Origin of the sequence: Citrobacter sp. 172116965, assembly GCF_013458095.1 — a bacterium.
Lineage (GTDB): Bacteria > Pseudomonadota > Gammaproteobacteria > Enterobacterales > Enterobacteriaceae > Citrobacter > Citrobacter braakii.
Window position 1 is genome coordinate 5,013,513 of record NZ_CP046673.1, and the last position, 19,390, is coordinate 5,032,902.

Genomic DNA, 19,390 nt, shown 5'->3' on the forward strand with positions numbered 1-19,390 from the left:
ACTTTTTGTAATTTTTTTTCATTCCTTACATAGGGAATTCTAATGGACATCACAAAAAGTTCTATCTTATGTTGCTTAGTTACGAAAAAGGGGCGTTATTCAGTAAACCCTTAGTGCGCCTGATCCCAGTTTTCGCCACTACCGACTTCCACCAGCAACGGCACATCAATCTGGGTCTCGTTTTCCATCAGTTGATGGATCTTTTTAGAGACGCTTTCGAGGTCATCTTTATGCACTTCAAACACCAGTTCATCGTGTACCTGCATGATCATGCGCACACGTGGTTGCTCGGTTTGTAGCCATCCGTCCACCGCAATCATGGCTCGTTTGATAATGTCTGCGGCAGTACCCTGCATCGGGGCGTTAATCGCCGCGCGCTCTGCACCAGCGCGACGAGCGCCATTACTGGATTTAATATCCGGTAAATAGAGACGACGCCCTTCCAGCGTTTCAACATAACCTTGCTCTTTTGCCTGTGCACGGGTGCGTTCCATATATTCCAGCACGCCAGGGTAGCGTTCGAAGTAGAGATCCATGTACTTCTGTGCTTCTTTACGCGGAATATTCAACTGGCGCGCCAAACCAAAGGCACTCATCCCGTAGATCAGACCGAAGTTGATGGCTTTCGCGCTGCGGCGTTGTTCACCAGTCACGGAATCCAGCGGTAAGCCAAAGACTTCCGCCGCCGTTGCGCGGTGAATATCTTTCCCTTCGGCAAATGCGGTAAGCAGACCTTTATCACGCGAGAGATGCGCCATGATACGCAGTTCAATCTGTGAGTAGTCTGCAGAGACAATCACGTAGTCTTCTGGCGCAATAAACGCCTGACGAATACGACGACCTTCGTCATTACGTACCGGGATGTTCTGCAGGTTTGGATCCGTGGATGACAAGCGCCCGGTAGCGGTCACCGCCTGGTGATAGGAGGTGTGAACGCGCCCGGTTTTCTTGTTAATCATCAACGGAAGCTTATCCGTATAGGTCGACTTCAGTTTTGCTAAGCCGCGATATTCCAGGATCACTTTCGGCAATGGGTAATCGAGCGCGAGCTCTTCCAGTACCTCTTCCGACGTTGATGGCGCGCCGCCAGGGGTTTTCTTCAGCGGCTTAATACCCTGCTTTTCAAACAGGATAGTTTGCAATTGTTTGGTGGAAGAGAGGTTAAACGCTTCTCCGGCGATCTCGTGCGCTTTTTGCTCCAGCTCGTTCAAACGCAGCGTCAGCTCTTCTGAATGTTTGTGCAGAACAGCCGGATCGATTTTCACACCATTGCGCTCAACGCGAGACAAAACAGGAACCAGCGGCATATCGATATTTTCAAAGACGTTCAGCGGTCCTTTATGCTGCTGCAATTCTGGCCACATTTTGAGATGGAGCTGTAGCGTAACGTCGGCGTCTTCCGCAGCATAACGTCCGGCTTCTTCCAGCGCTATCTGGTTAAAGGTCAGCTGGTTTTTGCCCTTTCCGGCGATCTCTTCAAAGGTGATGGTTTTATGTTTCAGCCAGCGGTCCGACAGGCTGTCCATATCGTGTCGGCCAGCGACGCTGTTAAGAATGTAGGATTCGAGCATGGTGTCATAGGTGATGCCACGCAGTTCAATGCCATAGTTCGCCAGGATACCGCGATCGTACTTCAGGTTTTGCCCGACTTTATGCGCGTTCTCATCTTCCAGCAGCGGCTTCAGCAATGCCAGCGCGCGGTCGCGAGCGATCTGATCAGGGGCGTCCAGGTAATCGTGGGCAACAGGAACATATGCAGCCACACCCGGTTCAATGGCAAAAGACAGGCCAACCAGATTCGCAGAGATGTTGTCCAGGCTGTCAGTTTCAGTATCGAAGGCAAAGACAGGCGCTTTTTTCAGCTTCGCAATCCACTCTTCCAGCGTCGCTTCATCCAGAATTGTCACATATTTATCATACGAGAGAACCGTGGCCGGCCCCTCAGGCGTTTCATCGACGGCGATAGTTTCCTGTGGTTTTGCCGCCGGCTTCGTTCCTTTCGCCTGTAGCCATTTACCCGCTTCAACGTCAGTAACCCAACGCTTGAATTCGTACTGTTTAAACAGGCCAAGTAGTTCATCCGCTGCCGGCTGACGTACTTCCAACTGCTCGCAGGTCAACTCCAGTTCAACATCCGTTTTGATGGTAGCTAATTGATAAGAGAGGTACGCTACCTCTTTATTCTGCTCAAGTTTGCTCGCCATAGTTTTCGCACCACGGAAAGTCAGCCCCGCGATTTTGTCTGATTCAGCATAGAGGGTATCCAGCCCCCCCAGCCCCTGCAGCAGAGCCTGCGCGGTTTTTTCACCTACGCCAGGAACGCCTGGGATGTTATCTGAGGAATCCCCCATCAGCGCCAGGAAATCGATGATCAGTTCTGGTGGAACACCATATTTATTCACCACTTCATCCGGGCCGAGGATCGTATTGGTCATGGTGTTGATCAGGGTGATATTCGGCGTCACCAACTGAGCCATATCTTTATCACCGGTGCTAATCAGCACCGGACGCCCCACCTTCTCTGCTTCTCGCGCCAGCGTACCGATGACATCGTCTGCTTCCACGCCCGAAACGGCCAGCAGTGGCAACCCCATCGCTTTTACCATCGCATGCAGAGGCTCAATCTGCGCACGCAGATCGTCCGGCATGGGTGGGCGGTGTGACTTGTAGTGTTCGAATAACTCATCACGGAAGGTTTTACCCTTAGCGTCGAATACCACCGCAGCATGGGTCGGCTGATATTGCAGAATCAAGCTACGCAGCATGTTGAGGACACCATACATCGCGCCAGTAGGTTCTCCTGCACTGTTGGTCAGCGGCGGGAACGCATGGTATGCGCGATACAGGTAAGAGGAGCCATCTACAAGGATAAGTGGGTTTTCTGGGATCTGAACCATAATGTCCGTGCCTGTTTATCAGATTATGGGTAAAGGATGCCACAGACAGGATGAAAACATGAGTTTTTCGCCGCATTTGTCGAAAAACTTTTGTAGATCTTCTGCTTTGAGCGCAAAGAAGACTGTGGATAACTTTGTGAATAAATAATTTTCAGCTCTTTAAATATAGCAATGAAATTAACACATCATTTTATTTATACATATATTTCAGAAGCTTAAATAAATACGTAGCATTTTATTCCATTTATACAGCTTATATCCTGATGTGGATAGATATTCCCTTTTTTTCTATTCAGGGAAGATCCATCATTTGGTTCGTTTTCTGATAAAATCAGCCCCTTGCGCCTCTTTAGCGCACTATCTATGGCTAACCTTTTGAATAATTTAATTATGACGAGAATACTCGCTGCGATAACGCTGTTGCTGAGTATCGTATTGACCATATTGGTCACGATTTTTTGTTCTGTGCCGATCATCCTTGCCGGGGTTGTAAAACTCCTTTTGCCCGTTCCCGTTGTCTGGCGCAAGGTTTCTGTCTTCTGTAATTTCATGATGTACTGCTGGTGTGAAGGTCTGGCGCTACTGCTACACCTCAATCCGCGACTGAAGTGGGATGTCGAGGGACTGGAAGGTCTTAGCAAGAAAAACTGGTATCTGCTCATTTGTAACCATTACAGTTGGGCTGACATCGTTGTGCTTTGCGTGCTGTTCCGTAAGCACATCCCCATGAATAAATATTTCCTCAAGCAACAACTGGCCTGGGTGCCCTTTATTGGCCTGGCCTGCTGGGCGCTGGATATGCCGTTTATGAAACGCTATTCGCGAGGCTACCTGCTCCGTCATCCAGAACGGCGCGGTAAAGATGTCGAAACAACGCGTCGTTCCTGCGAGAAGTTTCGCGTACACCCGACAACTATTGTGAATTTTGTCGAAGGTTCACGCTTTACCAAAGAGAAACGTGAGCAAACCCGCTCTCCTTATCAAAACTTGCTCCCTCCAAAGGCGGCCGGTATTGCGATGGCATTGAACGTACTGGGGTCGCAGTTCGATAAAATGTTGAACGTCACGTTGTGCTATCCGGAAAATAGCAGCCGACCGTTCTACGATATGCTGAGCGGTAAGCTAACGCGTATTGTCGTGCGGGTGAATCTCGAGCCAATTCATGAAGAGTTACACGGTGATTACGTGAACGATAAGGGATTCAAGCGTCGGTTTCAGCTGTGGCTTAATACGCTGTGGAGTGAGAAAGACGCGCAACTCGACGCGATTAAAGCCTCAAATGAAAAAGCCGGTCAGCACAAGTGACCGGCTTTTGCTTTTACTTCTGACCAACCAGATACTTCACAGTATCCGCATACTGTTGTACAAAGATATCCATGCTGCTGGTATCCATGCCCTGCGGATTTACCTGATATTTGCCATTCACGAACATTGCCGGAACGCCCTGCAGCTGTAAATCAGCCGCCGCTTTTTCCTGCTGCGCCACGAGTGATTTCACCACGAAGCTGTTCCATGCCGCATCATAGTCTTCACCTTTAATACCCGCGTCGACAAACACTTTACGGATATCAGCTACAGACTGAACGGTCTGGGTTTTCTGAACCCCTTCAAACAACGGAACGGTTACTTGATCTTCAACGCCCAGCGCCATAGCAACGGCCCAAGCTTGCGTCAGATCTTTGCCCAACGGCCCCAGAAACTCGACGTGGTACTTAGTCATCTTGGTGCCTTCCGGCAGTTTTTTCTTCACGTTATCAGATACGTGAAGAACTTCTTCAAACTGATAGCAGTGCGGGCAGTAGAAGGAGAAGAACTCCAACACTTGCGGTTCACCCGCAACAGGCTTTTCCAGAGTGATGTATTGTTTGCCATCCTGGAACTGCGCTGCAGATGCGCTAAAAGCTAAAACCATACCAGCCAGCGCCAGCCATAATTTTTTCATGTTCAAATTTCTCCGATTAATACATTGGCGTTAATTGTAAGGGGGGCTCTTGCAGAATTTTTGCCTGCTCAATAAAAGTCGCGGTCTGACGATGCCAGTAATCTTCCCCGGTTAACCACGGGAAGTTTTTTGGAAACGCAGGGTCAGCCCAACGTCGAATTAGCCAGGCAAGATAATAAACTAAACGCATAGCGCGTAAAGGTTCTATCAGTCCGATTTCAGAGGTGTCGAACTCACTAAACTCTTCATAAGCCTCGATAATGGTTTCAAGCTGCATGCGTTGTTCAGCTTTATCGCCATTGAGGAGCATCCATAAATCCTGAACAGCCGGGCCATTTCGGGCATCATCTAAATCGACAAACATCGGACCATCGCGCCACAGAATATTACCGGCATGACAATCACCGTGCAGACGTAACGTGGTAAAACGTGCATGCCAGCGTTCGGTAACGACCGCGATAAGCGCATCCGTTGCCTTCAGAAAAGCCGCTTTTTGCCCTGATGGGATCAACTGTGCGTGTTCAAAAAGCTTACGCGGCTCAGTCAGGTATTCTTCAAGGCCAATCGTCGGGCGAAAGGCAAAAGTACGCTTGCATCCGGTCTGATGCATACGCCCCAGATAGCGCCCCACCGCCTCCATCTGATCGATATTGTCGGCCTCAAACTGCCGTCCGCCGACACTGGGGAAGATCGCATAATGGAAACCCTGATGGCTTAACAGCGTTTGGCCGCTTAGTACCAGCGGTGCAGCTACCGGGACTTCATCGCTTACCAGTTCCAGAGCAAACTGGTGCTCTTCCTGGATCTGCTCGACAGACCAACGTTCAGGGCGATAAAACTTAACGACAAAGCGTCGACGGTCTTCGTCCTGGAATTGATAGACACGGTTTTCATAGCTGTTAAGCGGGGTAAGCCCGGAGTCCACCCGGATCCCCTGCTCAAACAGTGCATCCATGATGGTATCCGGGTGTAGCGTCTGGAAATTAAAAGCGTTGTCGTTCATCCCATCATCCGGAAAATACTACGAATGATTCAGGATATCATTTCGCAGCGCTTTCGGTGGTGGCGATTACAAGCTTTTACTCTTTAATTACGCCACGTGCGCGGAGTAGTGCGGTTTTAAAATCTTCTTCATAATCTTTCTGAATACCTGGGATGACGGCGTCTTTCGCCGAGTCACGCATTTTCAGGTGATAGATCAGAATGTCATCAGTTAAATCCGCCAGTTCGCCGTCAAAACCTGACTCTTGCGCCAGTTTCTGTAAAAATTGCATCAGGTTAAGATCGGGTTCCTTCTGCCAGGCCGGCTGGAGGAGTTCAATAACTTCATTCAGACGTTTACATTTCATGGTTGTGCTCCTTAGGCTCAATACAGATACGTTAGCAGGGTCAATCCCACATTAAAAGAGGCGATATCAGTGATTCTGGATAGTGCAATAACAGGGGTTGTGCTGGCAGGCGGTAAGGCCAGACGGATGGGCGGAACCGATAAAGGTCTGCTTGAGCTGGATGGTAAACCTCTTTGGCGGCATGTGGCCGATACCCTCGCTTTACAGGTCGAAACCGTGGTGGTTAATGCCAATCGCCACCGGGATATTTACCAACAAAGCGGCCTGAAAGTTATCCCTGATTCATTGGCCGATTTCCCTGGCCCACTGGCCGGGATGCTATCGGTATTCCTGCAGCAAGCGGGGGAGTGGTTTCTGTTCTGCCCGTGCGATATGCCCTATATTCCTCACGATCTGGTCAAACGTTTGAAGGAACAGCGCAAAGCTGCACCGGTTGTCTGGGTGCATGATGGCGAAAGAGATCATCCGACCATTGCGCTAATGCACCGCACCATGCAACCCTTGCTACAGGATTATCTTCAGTCCGGTGAAAGACGCGTTATGGTCTTTATGCGCCAGGCTGGCGGTCATGCTGTCGATTTCAGCGATCATAAAGATGCGTTCGTGAACGTGAACACCCCTGAAGAACTTGCAAAATGGCAGGACAAATCATGATCCCATTACTCGCTATAGCAGCATGGAGCGGAACGGGAAAAACTACGCTGCTTAAAAAATTGATCCCGGAGCTACGTGCCAGAGGCATTCGTCCCGGATTGATTAAGCATACTCATCACAATATGGATGTTGATAAGCCCGGCAAAGATAGCTATGAGCTACGCAAAGCCGGTGCAGCACAAACCCTGGTCGCCAGCCAGCAGCGCTGGGCATTAATGGTAGAGACCCCGGAAGAGCCCGAACTGGATTTAGCGTACCTGGTAAGCAGGATGGATGCTTCTACACTGGATATGGTGTTGGTTGAAGGCTTTAAGCATGAACCTGTTGCTAAGATCGTTCTTTTTCGCGACGGTTGCGGGCACAGTCCAGAGGACCTGGCGTTAGACAACTATGTTATCGCGGTTGCCAGTGATATTCCGCTTGCGGTGGATGTTCCATTGTTAGATATCAACGACATACAGCAAGTTGCCGATTTTGTTACGCAATGGATAAGAAGATAGCTGCTGTGTCGTGATACGCTTTTGTAGGCCGGATCAGGCGGGAGGTCACATCCGGCAGTTTTCATTCCCTGCAGACGCAAAAAAGCCCATCCGGCAGGATGGGCTTCTTCACTTATTTGATGCCTGGCAGTTCCCTACTCTCGCATGGGGAGACCCCACACTACCATCGGCGCTACGGCGTTTCACTTCTGAGTTCGGCATGGGGTCAGGTGGGACCACCGCGCTACAGCCGCCAGGCAAATTCTGTTTATCAACACACTTTTCGCATGTCGATGTCATCTGTAATCAAGCTGAATTTCGTGTCTCTTTCGCCAAAACATCTTCGGCGTTGTAAGGTTAAGCCTCACGGTTCATTAGTATCGGTTAGCTCAACGTATCGCTACGCTTACACACCCGACCTATCAACGTCGTCGTCTTCAACGTTCCTTCAGGACCCTTAAAGGGTCAGGGAGAACTCATCTCGGGGCAAGTTTCGTGCTTAGATGCTTTCAGCACTTATCTCTTCCGCATTTAGCTACCGGGCAATGCCATTGGCATGACAACCCGAACACCAGTGATGCGTCCACTCCGGTCCTCTCGTACTAGGAGCAGCCCCCCTCAATTCTCCAGCGCCCACGGCAGATAGGGACCGAACTGTCTCACGACGTTCTAAACCCAGCTCGCGTACCACTTTAAATGGCGAACAGCCATACCCTTGGGACCTACTTCAGCCCCAGGATGTGATGAGCCGACATCGAGGTGCCAAACACCGCCGTCGATATGAACTCTTGGGCGGTATCAGCCTGTTATCCCCGGAGTACCTTTTATCCGTTGAGCGATGGCCCTTCCATTCAGAACCACCGGATCACTAAGACCTGCTTTCGCACCTGCTCGAGCCGTCACTCTCGCAGTCAAGCTAGCTTATGCCTTTGCACTAACCTCCTGATGTCCGACCAGGATTAGCTAACCTTCGTGCTCCTCCGTTACTCTTTAGGAGGAGACCGCCCCAGTCAAACTACCCACCAGACACTGTCCGCAACCCGGATCACGGGTCTACGTTAGAACACCAGCCATTAAAGGGTGGTATTTCAAGGTTGGCTCCATGCAGACTGGCGTCCACACTTCAAAGCCTCCCACCTATCCTACACATCAAGGACCAGTGTTCAGTGTCAAGCTATAGTAAAGGTTCACGGGGTCTTTCCGTCTTGCCGCGGGTACACTGCATCTTCACAGCGAGTTCAATTTCACTGAGTCTCGGGTGGAGACAGCCTGGCCATCATTACGCCATTCGTGCAGGTCGGAACTTACCCGACAAGGAATTTCGCTACCTTAGGACCGTTATAGTTACGGCCGCCGTTTACCGGGGCTTCGATCAAGAGCTTCTCCTTACGGATAACCCCATCAATTAACCTTCCGGCACCGGGCAGGCGTCACACCGTATACGTCCACTTTCGTGTTTGCACAGTGCTGTGTTTTTAATAAACAGTTGCAGCCAGCTGGTATCTTCGACTGATTTCAGCTCCATGAGTAAATCACTTCACCTACATATCAGCGTGCCTTCTCCCGAAGTTACGGCACCATTTTGCCTAGTTCCTTCACCCGAGTTCTCTCAAGCGCCTTGGTATTCTCTACCTGACCACCTGTGTCGGTTTGGGGTACGATTTCGTGTTACCTGATGCTTAGAGGCTTTTCCTGGAAGCAGGGCATTTGTTACTTCAGCACCGTAGTGCCTCGTCATCACACCTCAGCGTTAGCAAGACTCCGGATTTACCTGGAATCTCCGCCTACATGCTTAAACCGGGACAACCGTCGCCCGGCTAACATAGCCTTCTCCGTCCCCCCCTCTCTCGCAGTAACACCAAGTACAGGAATATTAACCTGTTTCCCATCGACTACGCCTTTCGGCCTCGCCTTAGGGGTCGACTCACCCTGCCCCGATTAACGTTGGACAGGAACCCTTGGTCTTCCGGCGTGCGGGTTTTTCACCCGCATTATCGTTACTTATGTCAGCATTCGCACTTCTGATACCTCCAGCAACCCTCACAGGCCACCTTCAACGGCTTACAGAACGCTCCCCTACCCAACAACACATAGTGTCGCTGCCGCAGCTTCGGTGCATGGTTTAGCCCCGTTACATCTTCCGCGCAGGCCGACTCGACCAGTGAGCTATTACGCTTTCTTTAAATGATGGCTGCTTCTAAGCCAACATCCTGGCTGTCTGTGCCTTCCCACATCGTTTCCCACTTAACCATGACTTTGGGACCTTAGCTGGCGGTCTGGGTTGTTTCCCTCTTCACGACGGACGTTAGCACCCGCCGTGTGTCTCCCGTGATAACATTCTTCGGTATTCGCAGTTTGCATCGGGTTGGTAAGTCGGGATGACCCCCTAGCCGAAACAGTGCTCTACCCCCGAAGATGAATTCACGAGGCGCTACCTAAATAGCTTTCGGGGAGAACCAGCTATCTCCCGGTTTGATTGGCCTTTCACCCCCAGCCACAAGTCATCCGCTAATTTTTCAACATTAGTCGGTTCGGTCCTCCAGTTAGTGTTACCCAACCTTCAACCTGCCCATGGCTAGATCACCGGGTTTCGGGTCTATACCCTGCAACTTAACGCCCAGTTAAGACTCGGTTTCCCTTCGGCTCCCCTATTCGGTTAACCTTGCTACAGAATATAAGTCGCTGACCCATTATACAAAAGGTACGCAGTCACCCCATAAAGAGGCTCCCACTGCTTGTACGTACACGGTTTCAGGTTCTTTTTCACTCCCCTCGCCGGGGTTCTTTTCGCCTTTCCCTCACGGTACTGGTTCACTATCGGTCAGTCAGGAGTATTTAGCCTTGGAGGATGGTCCCCCCATATTCAGACAGGATACCACGTGTCCCGCCCTACTCTTCGAGTTCACAACACATGCACTTTTGTGTACGGGACTATCACCCTGTACCGTCGGACTTTCCAGACCGTTCCACTACCACACATGCTGATTCAGACTCTGGGCTGCTCCCCGTTCGCTCGCCGCTACTGGGGGAATCTCGGTTGATTTCTTTTCCTCGGGGTACTTAGATGTTTCAGTTCCCCCGGTTCGCTTCATTACGCTATGTATTCACGCAATGATAGTGTGACGAATCACACTGGGTTTCCCCATTCGGAAATCGCCGGTTATAACGGTTCATATCACCTTACCGACGCTTATCGCAGATTAGCACGTCCTTCATCGCCTCTGACTGCCAGGGCATCCACCGTGTACGCTTAGTCGCTTAACCTCACAACCCGAAGATGTTTCGTAAAACACTTCAGTGTTGCGAAAATTTGAGAGACTCGAACACACCGCTTTTCATTTCTTGTTTACGGAGAAATGAAACAGTGTGTCGTTTCAATTTTCAGCTTGATCCAGATTTTTAAAGAGCAAAACTTCGCAGTGAACCTTTTCAGGTACACTCTGAAGTTTTCTTGTGTTTTTGCAGTAAAGATGGTGGAGCTATGCGGGATCGAACCGCAGACCTCCTGCGTGCAAAGCAGGCGCTCTCCCAGCTGAGCTATAGCCCCATCGTAGTTAAATCTCGTTTAACCTTAATTTCTGTTGAGGCAAGGCGTGGTGACGCGAAGCATACTGAAGTATGTGAGCGTCGCCGCAACGCAGCATCAGCAGAAATTTGGTAGGCCTGAGTGGACTTGAACCACCGACCTCACCCTTATCAGGGGTGCGCTCTAACCACCTGAGCTACAAGCCTGCAGAGATTTTCTTACTGCTAATTTTCATCAGACAATCTGTGTGAGCACTACAAAGAACGTTTCTTTAAGGTAAGGAGGTGATCCAACCGCAGGTTCCCCTACGGTTACCTTGTTACGACTTCACCCCAGTCATGAATCACAAAGTGGTAAGCGCCCTCCCGAAGGTTAAGCTACCTACTTCTTTTGCAACCCACTCCCATGGTGTGACGGGCGGTGTGTACAAGGCCCGGGAACGTATTCACCGTGGCATTCTGATCCACGATTACTAGCGATTCCGACTTCATGGAGTCGAGTTGCAGACTCCAATCCGGACTACGACATACTTTATGAGGTCCGCTTGCTCTCGCGAGGTCGCTTCTCTTTGTATATGCCATTGTAGCACGTGTGTAGCCCTACTCGTAAGGGCCATGATGACTTGACGTCATCCCCACCTTCCTCCAGTTTATCACTGGCAGTCTCCTTTGAGTTCCCGGCCGAACCGCTGGCAACAAAGGATAAGGGTTGCGCTCGTTGCGGGACTTAACCCAACATTTCACAACACGAGCTGACGACAGCCATGCAGCACCTGTCTCAGAGTTCCCGAAGGCACGTTCGCATCTCTGCAAACTTCTCTGGATGTCAAGAGTAGGTAAGGTTCTTCGCGTTGCATCGAATTAAACCACATGCTCCACCGCTTGTGCGGGCCCCCGTCAATTCATTTGAGTTTTAACCTTGCGGCCGTACTCCCCAGGCGGTCGACTTAACGCGTTAGCTCCGGAAGCCACGCCTCAAGGGCACAACCTCCAAGTCGACATCGTTTACGGCGTGGACTACCAGGGTATCTAATCCTGTTTGCTCCCCACGCTTTCGCACCTGAGCGTCAGTCTTTGTCCAGGGGGCCGCCTTCGCCACCGGTATTCCTCCAGATCTCTACGCATTTCACCGCTACACCTGGAATTCTACCCCCCTCTACAAGACTCTAGCCTGCCAGTTTCGGATGCAGTTCCCAGGTTGAGCCCGGGGATTTCACATCCGACTTGACAGACCGCCTGCGTGCGCTTTACGCCCAGTAATTCCGATTAACGCTTGCACCCTCCGTATTACCGCGGCTGCTGGCACGGAGTTAGCCGGTGCTTCTTCTGCGAGTAACGTCAATTGCTGCGGTTATTAACCACAACACCTTCCTCCTCGCTGAAAGTACTTTACAACCCGAAGGCCTTCTTCATACACGCGGCATGGCTGCATCAGGCTTGCGCCCATTGTGCAATATTCCCCACTGCTGCCTCCCGTAGGAGTCTGGACCGTGTCTCAGTTCCAGTGTGGCTGGTCATCCTCTCAGACCAGCTAGGGATCGTCGCCTAGGTGAGCCGTTACCCCACCTACTAGCTAATCCCATCTGGGCACATCCGATGGCAAGAGGCCCGAAGGTCCCCCTCTTTGGTCTTGCGACGTTATGCGGTATTAGCTACCGTTTCCAGTAGTTATCCCCCTCCATCGGGCAGTTTCCCAGACATTACTCACCCGTCCGCCACTCGTCACCCAAGGAGCAAGCTCCTCTGTGCTACCGTTCGACTTGCATGTGTTAGGCCTGCCGCCAGCGTTCAATCTGAGCCATGATCAAACTCTTCAATTTAAGTTTGATGCTCGTGAATTAAACTTCGTAATGAATTACGTGTTCACTCAGAGACTTGGTATTCATTTTTCGTCTTGCGACGTTAAGAATCCGTATCTTCGAGTGCCCACACAGATTGTCTGATAAATTGTTAAAGAGCAGGTGCGACGCGCTTTAGCGCTCTGTCGCGAGGTCCCGTATATTACGTTTTCCTCATTCAGAGTCAAGCATTTATTTTCGCTTTTCTCCGCTGACCCGGCGGTTTGTAATCCGTTGTTCCGTGTCAGTGGAGGCGCATTATAGGGAGTTATTTCAGGCTGACAAGGGGAAATTTAAAATAATCTTCCGAGTGCGTATTTTTTATTCTTTGCGCTTATTTTGACAACGTTTTGTGGGTTAATTGGGCGATTTCCCGCGCGAAATCCGCGACCTGTTCCCAATCGGTATACACCACTTCTTTATTGGTATCTGTTTCACCGCCTGACATCTTCATTATCAGTTGGATCATAACGCGGTCATACCAGCGATAGCGTGGATACAGCAAAGCGCCAGCAATAACCGCACTGCGATCAGGCCGCCACGGCGAACTCATCAGGAACTTACGCGCATAGCTGTTAGTTTGCGGCGTGCGTTTCTCCGGTTTACGGGCAACCAGGTTTACGGAGTAGAAGGCACTCGGCATCGCATTCAGCCGCGTGGCATGCTTTTTCACAAACTCCTGAAAAGCTGCATGGTAATGACCATAGCGAATCGAGGCGCCAATCACCACGCTGTCATAATGTTGCCAGTCAGGCTCCGCGGTACGATGCAAATTAACGACATCCGCCCAAACGCCCAGCTCTTTGAGTTCAGAAGCCAGATACTCGGCGATTTCACGCGTTTGTCCGTCCCGGGAAGAAAAAAGAATCAGTGTTTTCACGTGTTACTCCATTATTCACGCCAGAAAGTAGGGGTAAAGAGTACCAGCAGGGTAAAGACCTCCAGACGACCAAACAGCATATTGGCAATCAGGATCCACTTCGCCACGGGGTTCATACTGGCAAAGTTGTCGGCGACAACCCCCAGCCCTGGCCCCAGGTTATTCAGCGTCGCCACAACAGAGGCAAACGCGGAGAAGTCATCAACACCAGTCGCAATAATCGCCAGCATACTGATAATAAAGACCAGCGCATAGGCAGAGAAGAATCCCCACACAGCTTCAAGGATTCGCTCCGGCAAAGCACGGTTACCCAGCTTGATACTGTAAACCGCATTCGGGTGGACCAGTCGTTTCAATTCGCGGTTACCCTGCTTAAACAGCAACAGGATTCGAATCACCTTCAAGCCGCCGCCCGTCGACCCGGCACAGCCGCCAATAAAAGCAGAACACAGCAACAGCACCGGCAGGAACAACGGCCAGCGGGCAATACTGTCCGTAGTGAATCCGGCGGTCGTCGCCATTGATACCACCTGAAAAAAAGCCTGGTTGATGGTCGTGAGTGCCGAACCGTAGGTATTGTGTATCCACAGCACCAGCGTACAGACAGCCACCAGCGTCAGCTGCACCCCAATGAACATGCGGAATTCTGGATCGCGCCAGTAGACCTTCAGGCTGCGACCGCTTAATAAAGAGAAGTGCAGACCATAGTTACAACCGGAGATCAGCAAGAAGATAGCAATAATGGTGTTAATCGTGGGACTGTCGAAATACCCCACGCTGGCATCGTGTGTGGAAAAGCCGCCGATGGCTATCGTAGCAAAGCTGTGCCCAATAGCGTCAAACGCGGGCATCCCGGCAAACCATAGCGCCAGCGCACACGCCACCGTCAGTAATACATAGATAAGCCACAGCGTTTTCGCCGTTTCGGCAATACGCGGACGCATTTTGTTATCTTTCAGCGGGCCCGGCATTTCTGCCCGGTAGAGCTGCATCCCACCGACGCCAAGAATAGGCAAAATAGCCACCGCCAGCACGATGATCCCCATCCCGCCGAACCATTGCAGCATCTGTCGATAAAAGAGGATAGCGTGTGGCAATGAATCCAGCCCCACCAGCGTTGTCGCCCCCGTGGTGGTTAATCCGGAGAAGGATTCAAAAAAAGCGTCGGTTATCGTGAGGTTAGGGCTTTCCGCAAAGATGAACGGTAGCGCACCCACGCTACCCAGCACGGTCCAGAACAAAACGACAATCAGAAACCCTTCGCGCGATTTCAGCTCGCCCTTCTCTTTACGGTTTGGCCACCACAGCATGGAGCCGATCGCCAGAGCAACGAAGAAAGTTTGAGTAAACGCACGCCCTGCCCCATCGCGGTAGATGAGCGCTACCAGTCCGGGGATAATCATTGTCCCCGAGAATAAGATGACCAGTAGTCCAACGATTCGGGTGATGGCGCGAAAATGCATCTCTGCCGCTTCCTTAGTTCTTTAAAATGAGGTGGGGATTATTCTTCAATCGCTGACAATTGCAATGAACCACGACTAAAATCCGCCAGTTTTGCCGAAAATTCATCCACTTTGGCATAAGGAAGCGCCACCCTGAGCCGAACAAAAGCCTGGTAATCACTGGCAACAACTTTACCGTCAAACTGCCCCAGCAAAGCTTCAATGCCTGCCAGCTGACCGTACTCACACTGCAAAGTATATTCGGTTAATGGCGTCTTGCGCTGCGTCGTTAACTGACGCAACGCCTGATTCACGCCGCCACCGTAGGCTTTCACTAGCCCACCCGTACCCAGAAGGATACCGCCGTAGTAGCGCACCACCACCGCGGTAATCTCACCGATGCCACTCCCCATCAGCTGCGCGAGCATCGGTTTTCCTGCCGTACCTGCCGGTTCGCCATCGTCTGAAAATCCCAGCTGCTGCGAGTCATTGGGCGCGCCCGCCACCCAAGCCACACAATGGTGGCGGGCGTCCGGGTGTTCCGTTTTGACTGACTCAACAAACGCTTTCGCCGCTTCTACGCCGTCCGTATGGGCGAGCAGCGTAATGAAGCGGCTTTTTTTGATCTCTTCAACGACGATTACCGGCGCCGCAGGGATTAACCAACTGTCCATTACGCCAGTTTTAAATCCCGTGTCATGTTTTCGATATTGTTCTCGTGGACCACCACGTTATCTTCAATACGAATACCGCCGAACGGTTTCAGGGCTTCAATTTTCTGCCAGTTGAAGTGTTTGCTGAACTGCCCTTCACGCCACGGCGCCAGCAGCGATTCAATGAAGTAGATGCCCGGTTCGATGGTCAGGACCATGCCCGGTTGCAGAACGCGGGTGCAACGCAGGTAAGGATACTTCGACGGCGCGGCCAGATGCGAACCGCTGTCATCTTGCATAAAGCCAGCGACATCGTGTACCTGCAGGCCCAGCGGGTGACCAATACCATGCGGCATAAACGGCCCGGTAAGATCGTTTTCCACCATCGCCTCTTCACTCATATCGGTGATGATTTGATGCTTACGCAGCAGCTTCGCGATGCGCTGATGGAACTGAATGTGATAATCCACGTAGCTGGTGCCCGCTTTCATAGTGGCAATCAGCGCCAGTTGCTCGTCATTCACATCCTTCACCAGATGCGCATAGTCGTTGTCGCTTTTCGCCGACCACGTACGCGTCAGGTCTGCTGCATAGCCGTTGTATTCCGCACCGGCGTCCAGCAGGAAACTGCGGATTTCAGACGGAGCCTGATGATCCAGCCTGGTGTAATGCAGAACCGAAGCATGCTCGTTAAGCGCCACGATGTTGCTGTACGGCACGTCGGTGTCGCGATGACCGGTAGCAGTCAGGTAAGCGAGGTTGATGTCAAACTCGCTCATCCCGGAACGGAACGCTTCTTCCGCGGCACGGTGTCCATTCACCGCCATTTTCTGTGCTTCGCGCATACAGGCCAGTTCGTAATCTGTTTTGTAAGCACGATAATAATGTAGGTAGTCGATAACCCCTTTAGGGTTGATATTGCTGGCCGCGATGTCCAGCTGCAGCGCGCGTTCCGGAACCGGACCGATGTAACCGATATTGCCGCGAGCAGCAGGCAGTTGGCTACCGATACCATCAGCTTTTGGCAGCGCGATGATCTCAATTTCTTCCGTCCAGAAGGAGGTCGGCAGCGGCTCAACGTTGTGCCAGTAATCGACCGGCAGGTAGAACCACAATTTCGGCTTATTCACGCCATCCACCAGCAACCAGCAGTTAGGAACCTGCGTTACAGGCACCCAGGCTTTGAATTGCGGATTGACCTTAAACGGGTAGGGATGATCGTCGAGAAAGACGTTAACAAGTTCTCCTGAGTGAATAAGTAACGCATCCAGCTTGAAGCGCTCCAGCGCGTCGCGCGTCCGTTCTTGTAGGGTAACGATATGATTTTTATAGAGTGCGGCCAGTGATTCCATTTTCTATCCTTCTGTTTTTTTGACCTCAAGTGTCCGCATCTTAGCACATCGTTTTGTGAGTGCGTGATTTCTGCCGAGCGTGATCAAATCGTCATTTCTTTAATCATTCATTTGCATTTTTTTAACATAAAACACACACTTCGATTCATCTGGTATGACCAGATCACCTTGCGGATTCAGGAGACTGACATGCTTTACAAAGGCGACACCCTGTACCTCGACTGGCTGGAAGATGGCATCGCCGAACTGGTGTTCGATGCCCCAGGTTCAGTCAATAAACTCGACACGGCCACCGTTGCCAGCCTGGGCCATGCGCTTGACGTGCTGGAAAAACAACCGAATTTAAAAGGGCTGCTGCTGCGTTCTAACAAAGCAGCCTTTATTGTTGGTGCCGACATCACCGAATTCCTTTCACTGTTCCTCGTACCTGAAGAGCAACTGAGCCAGTGGCTGCATTTTGCCAACAGCGTGTTTAATCGCCTGGAAGATCTGCCTGTTCCGACTCTCTCAGCGGTTAACGGCTATGCGCTGGGCGGTGGCTGCGAGTGTGTCCTGGCGACCGATTATCGTCTGGCTACGCCGGACCTGCGCATCGGCTTGCCAGAAACCAAGCTGGGCATTATGCCAGGCTTTGGCGGCTCCGTGCGTATGCCACGTATGCTGGGTGCGGACAGCGCGCTGGAAATTATTGCTGCGGGTAAAGATGTGGGTGCTGAGCAGGCGCTAAAAATCGGTCTGGTCGATGGCGTAGTGAAGCAAGACAAACTGCTTGATGGCGCGATCGCGGTATTACGTCAGGCGATTAACGGCGACCTCGACTGGAAAGCCAAACGTCAGCCGAAGCTGGAGCCGTTGAAACTCAGCAAAATTGAAGCAGCAATGAGCTTTACCATCGCCAAAGGTATGGTGGCGCAGACGGCAGGTAAGCATTATCCCGCACCGATTACCGCGGTAAAAACCATTGAAGCAGCGGCCCGTTTTGGTCGTGAAGAAGCGCTGAATCTGGAAAATAAAAGCTTTGTTCCACTCGCGCACACCAATGAAGCCCGCGCACTGGTTGGAATTTTCCTTAACGATCAGTTCGTGAAAGCCAAAGCCAAAAAGCTCACCAAAAATGTTGAAGCGCCAAAGCAAGCGGCTGTGCTGGGCGCAGGCATTATGGGCGGCGGCATCGCTTACCAGTCGGCCTGGAAAGGCGTGCCGGTTGTCATGAAAGATATCAACGACAAATCATTAACGCTGGGTATGACCGAAGCGGCCAAGCTACTGAACAAACAGCTGGAGCGCGGCAAAATTGACGGTCTGAAAATGGCGGGCGTTATTTCCACCATTCACCCCACCCTCGACTATAGCGGTTTCGAACGCGTGGACGTGGTAGTTGAAGCGGTCGTAGAAAACCCAAAAGTGAAAAAAGCGGTACTGGCGGAAACCGAAGATCAGGTTCGCCCGGACACCGTACTGGCTTCGAATACTTCCACCATCCCAATCAACGAACTGGCCAGCGCGCTTAAGCGTCCGGAAAACTTCTGTGGGATGCACTTCTTTAACCCGGTGCACCGTATGCCGCTGGTTGAGATCATTCGCGGCGAGAAAAGCTCGGATGAAACCATCGCTAAGGTTGTCGCCTGGGCAAGCCAGATGGGCAAAACGCCGATTGTGGTTAATGACTGCCCTGGTTTCTTCGTTAACCGCGTGCTGTTTCCCTATTTTGCCGGTTTCAGTCAGCTGCTGCGCGACGGGGCGGATTTCCGCAAAGTCGACAAAGTGATGGAAAAACAGTTTGGTTGGCCGATGGGCCCGGCTTATCTGCTGGACGTGGTAGGTATTGATACCGCGCACCACGCGCAGGCGGTGATGTCCGCAGGCTTCCCTCAGCGTATGCAGAAAGATTATCGCGATGCGATAGACGCCCTGTTTGATGCTAACCGTTTCGGGCAGAAAAACGGTCTTGGATTCTGGCGTTATAAAGAAGACAACAAGGGCAAGCCGAAGAAAGAAGAAGATGCCATCGTTGACGATCTGCTGGCAGAGGTCAGCCAGCCGAAACGCGACTTCAGCGATGAAGAGATTATCGCCCGCATGATGATCCCTATGGTCAACGAAGTAGTGCGTTGCCTGGAAGAAGGCATTATCGCCAGCCCGGCAGAAGCCGATATGGCGCTGGTATACGGTCTGGGCTTCCCTCCGTTCCATGGCGGTGCGTTCCGCTGGCTGGATACGCTCGGCAGCGCGAAGTATCTCGATATGGCTCAGCAGTATCAGCACCTTGGTCCGCTGTATGAAGTTCCGGTCGGTCTGCGTGATAAAGCGCGCCATAACGAACCGTATTATCCCCAGGTTGAGCCAGCCCGCCCGGTTGGCAGCCTGAAAACGGCTTAA

At 51.5% G+C, this 19,390-nt stretch carries 12 protein-coding genes, 2 tRNA genes and 3 rRNA genes; 4 read left to right on the forward strand and 13 right to left on the reverse strand.

The features are described from left to right. Positions 1-110 precede the first annotated feature (110 nt). A complete protein-coding gene (gene polA, locus GPJ68_RS24220) occupies positions 111-2,897 on the reverse strand; it encodes a DNA polymerase I (protein ID WP_104652345.1) in 2,787 nt (928 codons plus the stop codon). Positions 2,898-3,260: 363 nt separating this feature from the next. On the opposite strand from polA, the gene GPJ68_RS24225 reads away from it, so the two are divergent. Then, positions 3,261-4,202, forward strand: coding sequence for an acyltransferase (locus GPJ68_RS24225; protein WP_016157862.1), 942 nt, complete (start codon positions 3,261-3,263; stop codon positions 4,200-4,202). A gap of 13 nt (positions 4,203-4,215) precedes the next feature. On the opposite strand, the gene dsbA is transcribed toward GPJ68_RS24225, so the two are convergent. From dsbA to GPJ68_RS24240, 3 genes are all read right to left on the reverse strand, one after another. Beyond that, positions 4,216-4,839 (reverse strand): thiol:disulfide interchange protein DsbA, encoded by a 624-nt coding sequence (dsbA, locus tag GPJ68_RS24230; protein ID WP_016155156.1) that lies wholly within the window; start codon positions 4,837-4,839, stop codon positions 4,216-4,218. 16 nt (positions 4,840-4,855) lie between these two features. After that, positions 4,856-5,842 carry a serine/threonine protein kinase gene (locus tag GPJ68_RS24235; RefSeq protein WP_016155155.1) on the reverse strand — a complete coding sequence of 329 codons (987 nt, stop codon included), beginning with the start codon at positions 5,840-5,842 and terminating at the stop codon, positions 4,856-4,858. Between the two features lie 76 nt (positions 5,843-5,918). Next, the gene (locus GPJ68_RS24240) at positions 5,919-6,188 is read right to left on the reverse strand and encodes a YihD family protein (RefSeq protein ID WP_003028616.1); all 270 of its coding nucleotides are present in this window, start codon (positions 6,186-6,188) and stop codon (positions 5,919-5,921) included. 69 nt (positions 6,189-6,257) lie between these two features. On the opposite strand from GPJ68_RS24240, the gene mobA reads away from it, so the two are divergent. Continuing rightward, complete coding sequence (gene mobA / locus GPJ68_RS24245) at positions 6,258-6,842, forward strand: molybdenum cofactor guanylyltransferase MobA (protein WP_016157861.1); 585 nt, start codon at positions 6,258-6,260, stop codon at positions 6,840-6,842. After that, positions 6,824-7,342, forward strand: coding sequence for a molybdopterin-guanine dinucleotide biosynthesis protein MobB (gene mobB, locus GPJ68_RS24250; RefSeq protein WP_029139699.1), 519 nt, complete (start codon positions 6,824-6,826; stop codon positions 7,340-7,342). Before mobA ends, mobB begins: the two co-directional genes overlap by 19 nt. 121 nt (positions 7,343-7,463) lie before the next feature. On the opposite strand, the gene rrf is transcribed toward mobB, so the two are convergent. From rrf to pepQ, 9 genes are all read right to left on the reverse strand, one after another. After that, positions 7,464-7,579, reverse strand: a 5S ribosomal RNA gene (gene rrf / locus GPJ68_RS24255). A 95-nt stretch (positions 7,580-7,674) separates the two neighbouring features. Further along, positions 7,675-10,585: ribosomal RNA gene (locus GPJ68_RS24260) — 23S ribosomal RNA — on the reverse strand. 207 nt (positions 10,586-10,792) lie between these two features. Next, positions 10,793-10,868, reverse strand: a tRNA-Ala gene (locus GPJ68_RS24265). A 108-nt stretch (positions 10,869-10,976) separates the two neighbouring features. After that, positions 10,977-11,053 (reverse strand) — tRNA-Ile (locus GPJ68_RS24270). A 71-nt stretch (positions 11,054-11,124) separates the two neighbouring features. Continuing rightward, positions 11,125-12,666, reverse strand: a 16S ribosomal RNA gene (locus GPJ68_RS24275). The 16S, 23S and 5S rRNA genes sit together here with 2 tRNA genes alongside, the layout of an rRNA operon. Positions 12,667-13,018: 352 nt before the next feature. Then, entirely contained in the window at positions 13,019-13,564 is a 546-nt protein-coding gene (gene hemG, locus GPJ68_RS24280; protein ID WP_016157860.1) for a menaquinone-dependent protoporphyrinogen IX dehydrogenase, read from the reverse strand. A gap of 11 nt (positions 13,565-13,575) precedes the next feature. Next, positions 13,576-15,027: a Trk system potassium transporter TrkH gene (gene trkH / locus GPJ68_RS24285; RefSeq protein ID WP_003017848.1), complete on the reverse strand. Its 1,452-nt coding sequence runs from the start codon at positions 15,025-15,027 to the stop codon at positions 13,576-13,578. 38 nt (positions 15,028-15,065) lie between these two features. Next, complete coding sequence (locus GPJ68_RS24290; RefSeq protein ID WP_016157859.1) at positions 15,066-15,680, reverse strand: IMPACT family protein; 615 nt, start codon at positions 15,678-15,680, stop codon at positions 15,066-15,068. Then, positions 15,680-17,011 (reverse strand): Xaa-Pro dipeptidase, encoded by a 1,332-nt coding sequence (gene pepQ / locus GPJ68_RS24295; RefSeq protein WP_180837042.1) that lies wholly within the window; start codon positions 17,009-17,011, stop codon positions 15,680-15,682. Before pepQ ends, GPJ68_RS24290 begins: the two co-directional genes overlap by 1 nt. Positions 17,012-17,200: 189 nt before the next feature. On the opposite strand from pepQ, the gene fadB reads away from it, so the two are divergent. Then, positions 17,201-19,390 carry a fatty acid oxidation complex subunit alpha FadB gene (gene fadB / locus GPJ68_RS24300; protein ID WP_103767367.1) on the forward strand — a complete coding sequence of 730 codons (2,190 nt, stop codon included), beginning with the start codon at positions 17,201-17,203 and terminating at the stop codon, positions 19,388-19,390.

What these genes read in the sequence shown, in the direction of transcription:
- GPJ68_RS24240 (WP_003028616.1), bottom strand. Translation starts at nt 6,188, where the DNA reads ATGAAATGTAAACGTCTGAATGAAGTTATTGAACTCCTCCAGCCGGCC.
- GPJ68_RS24225 (WP_016157862.1), top strand. Translation starts at nt 3,261, where the DNA reads ATGGCTAACCTTTTGAATAATTTAATTATGACGAGAATACTCGCTGCG.
- polA (WP_104652345.1), bottom strand. Translation starts at nt 2,897, where the DNA reads ATGGTTCAGATCCCAGAAAACCCACTTATCCTTGTAGATGGCTCCTCT.
- fadB (WP_103767367.1), top strand. Translation starts at nt 17,201, where the DNA reads ATGCTTTACAAAGGCGACACCCTGTACCTCGACTGGCTGGAAGATGGC.
- mobB (WP_029139699.1), top strand. Translation starts at nt 6,824, where the DNA reads ATGGCAGGACAAATCATGATCCCATTACTCGCTATAGCAGCATGGAGC.
- GPJ68_RS24290 (WP_016157859.1), bottom strand. Translation starts at nt 15,680, where the DNA reads ATGGACAGTTGGTTAATCCCTGCGGCGCCGGTAATCGTCGTTGAAGAG.
- dsbA (WP_016155156.1), bottom strand. Translation starts at nt 4,839, where the DNA reads ATGAAAAAATTATGGCTGGCGCTGGCTGGTATGGTTTTAGCTTTTAGC.
- pepQ (WP_180837042.1), bottom strand. Translation starts at nt 17,011, where the DNA reads ATGGAATCACTGGCCGCACTCTATAAAAATCATATCGTTACCCTACAA.
- GPJ68_RS24235 (WP_016155155.1), bottom strand. Translation starts at nt 5,842, where the DNA reads ATGAACGACAACGCTTTTAATTTCCAGACGCTACACCCGGATACCATC.
- trkH (WP_003017848.1), bottom strand. Translation starts at nt 15,027, where the DNA reads ATGCATTTTCGCGCCATCACCCGAATCGTTGGACTACTGGTCATCTTA.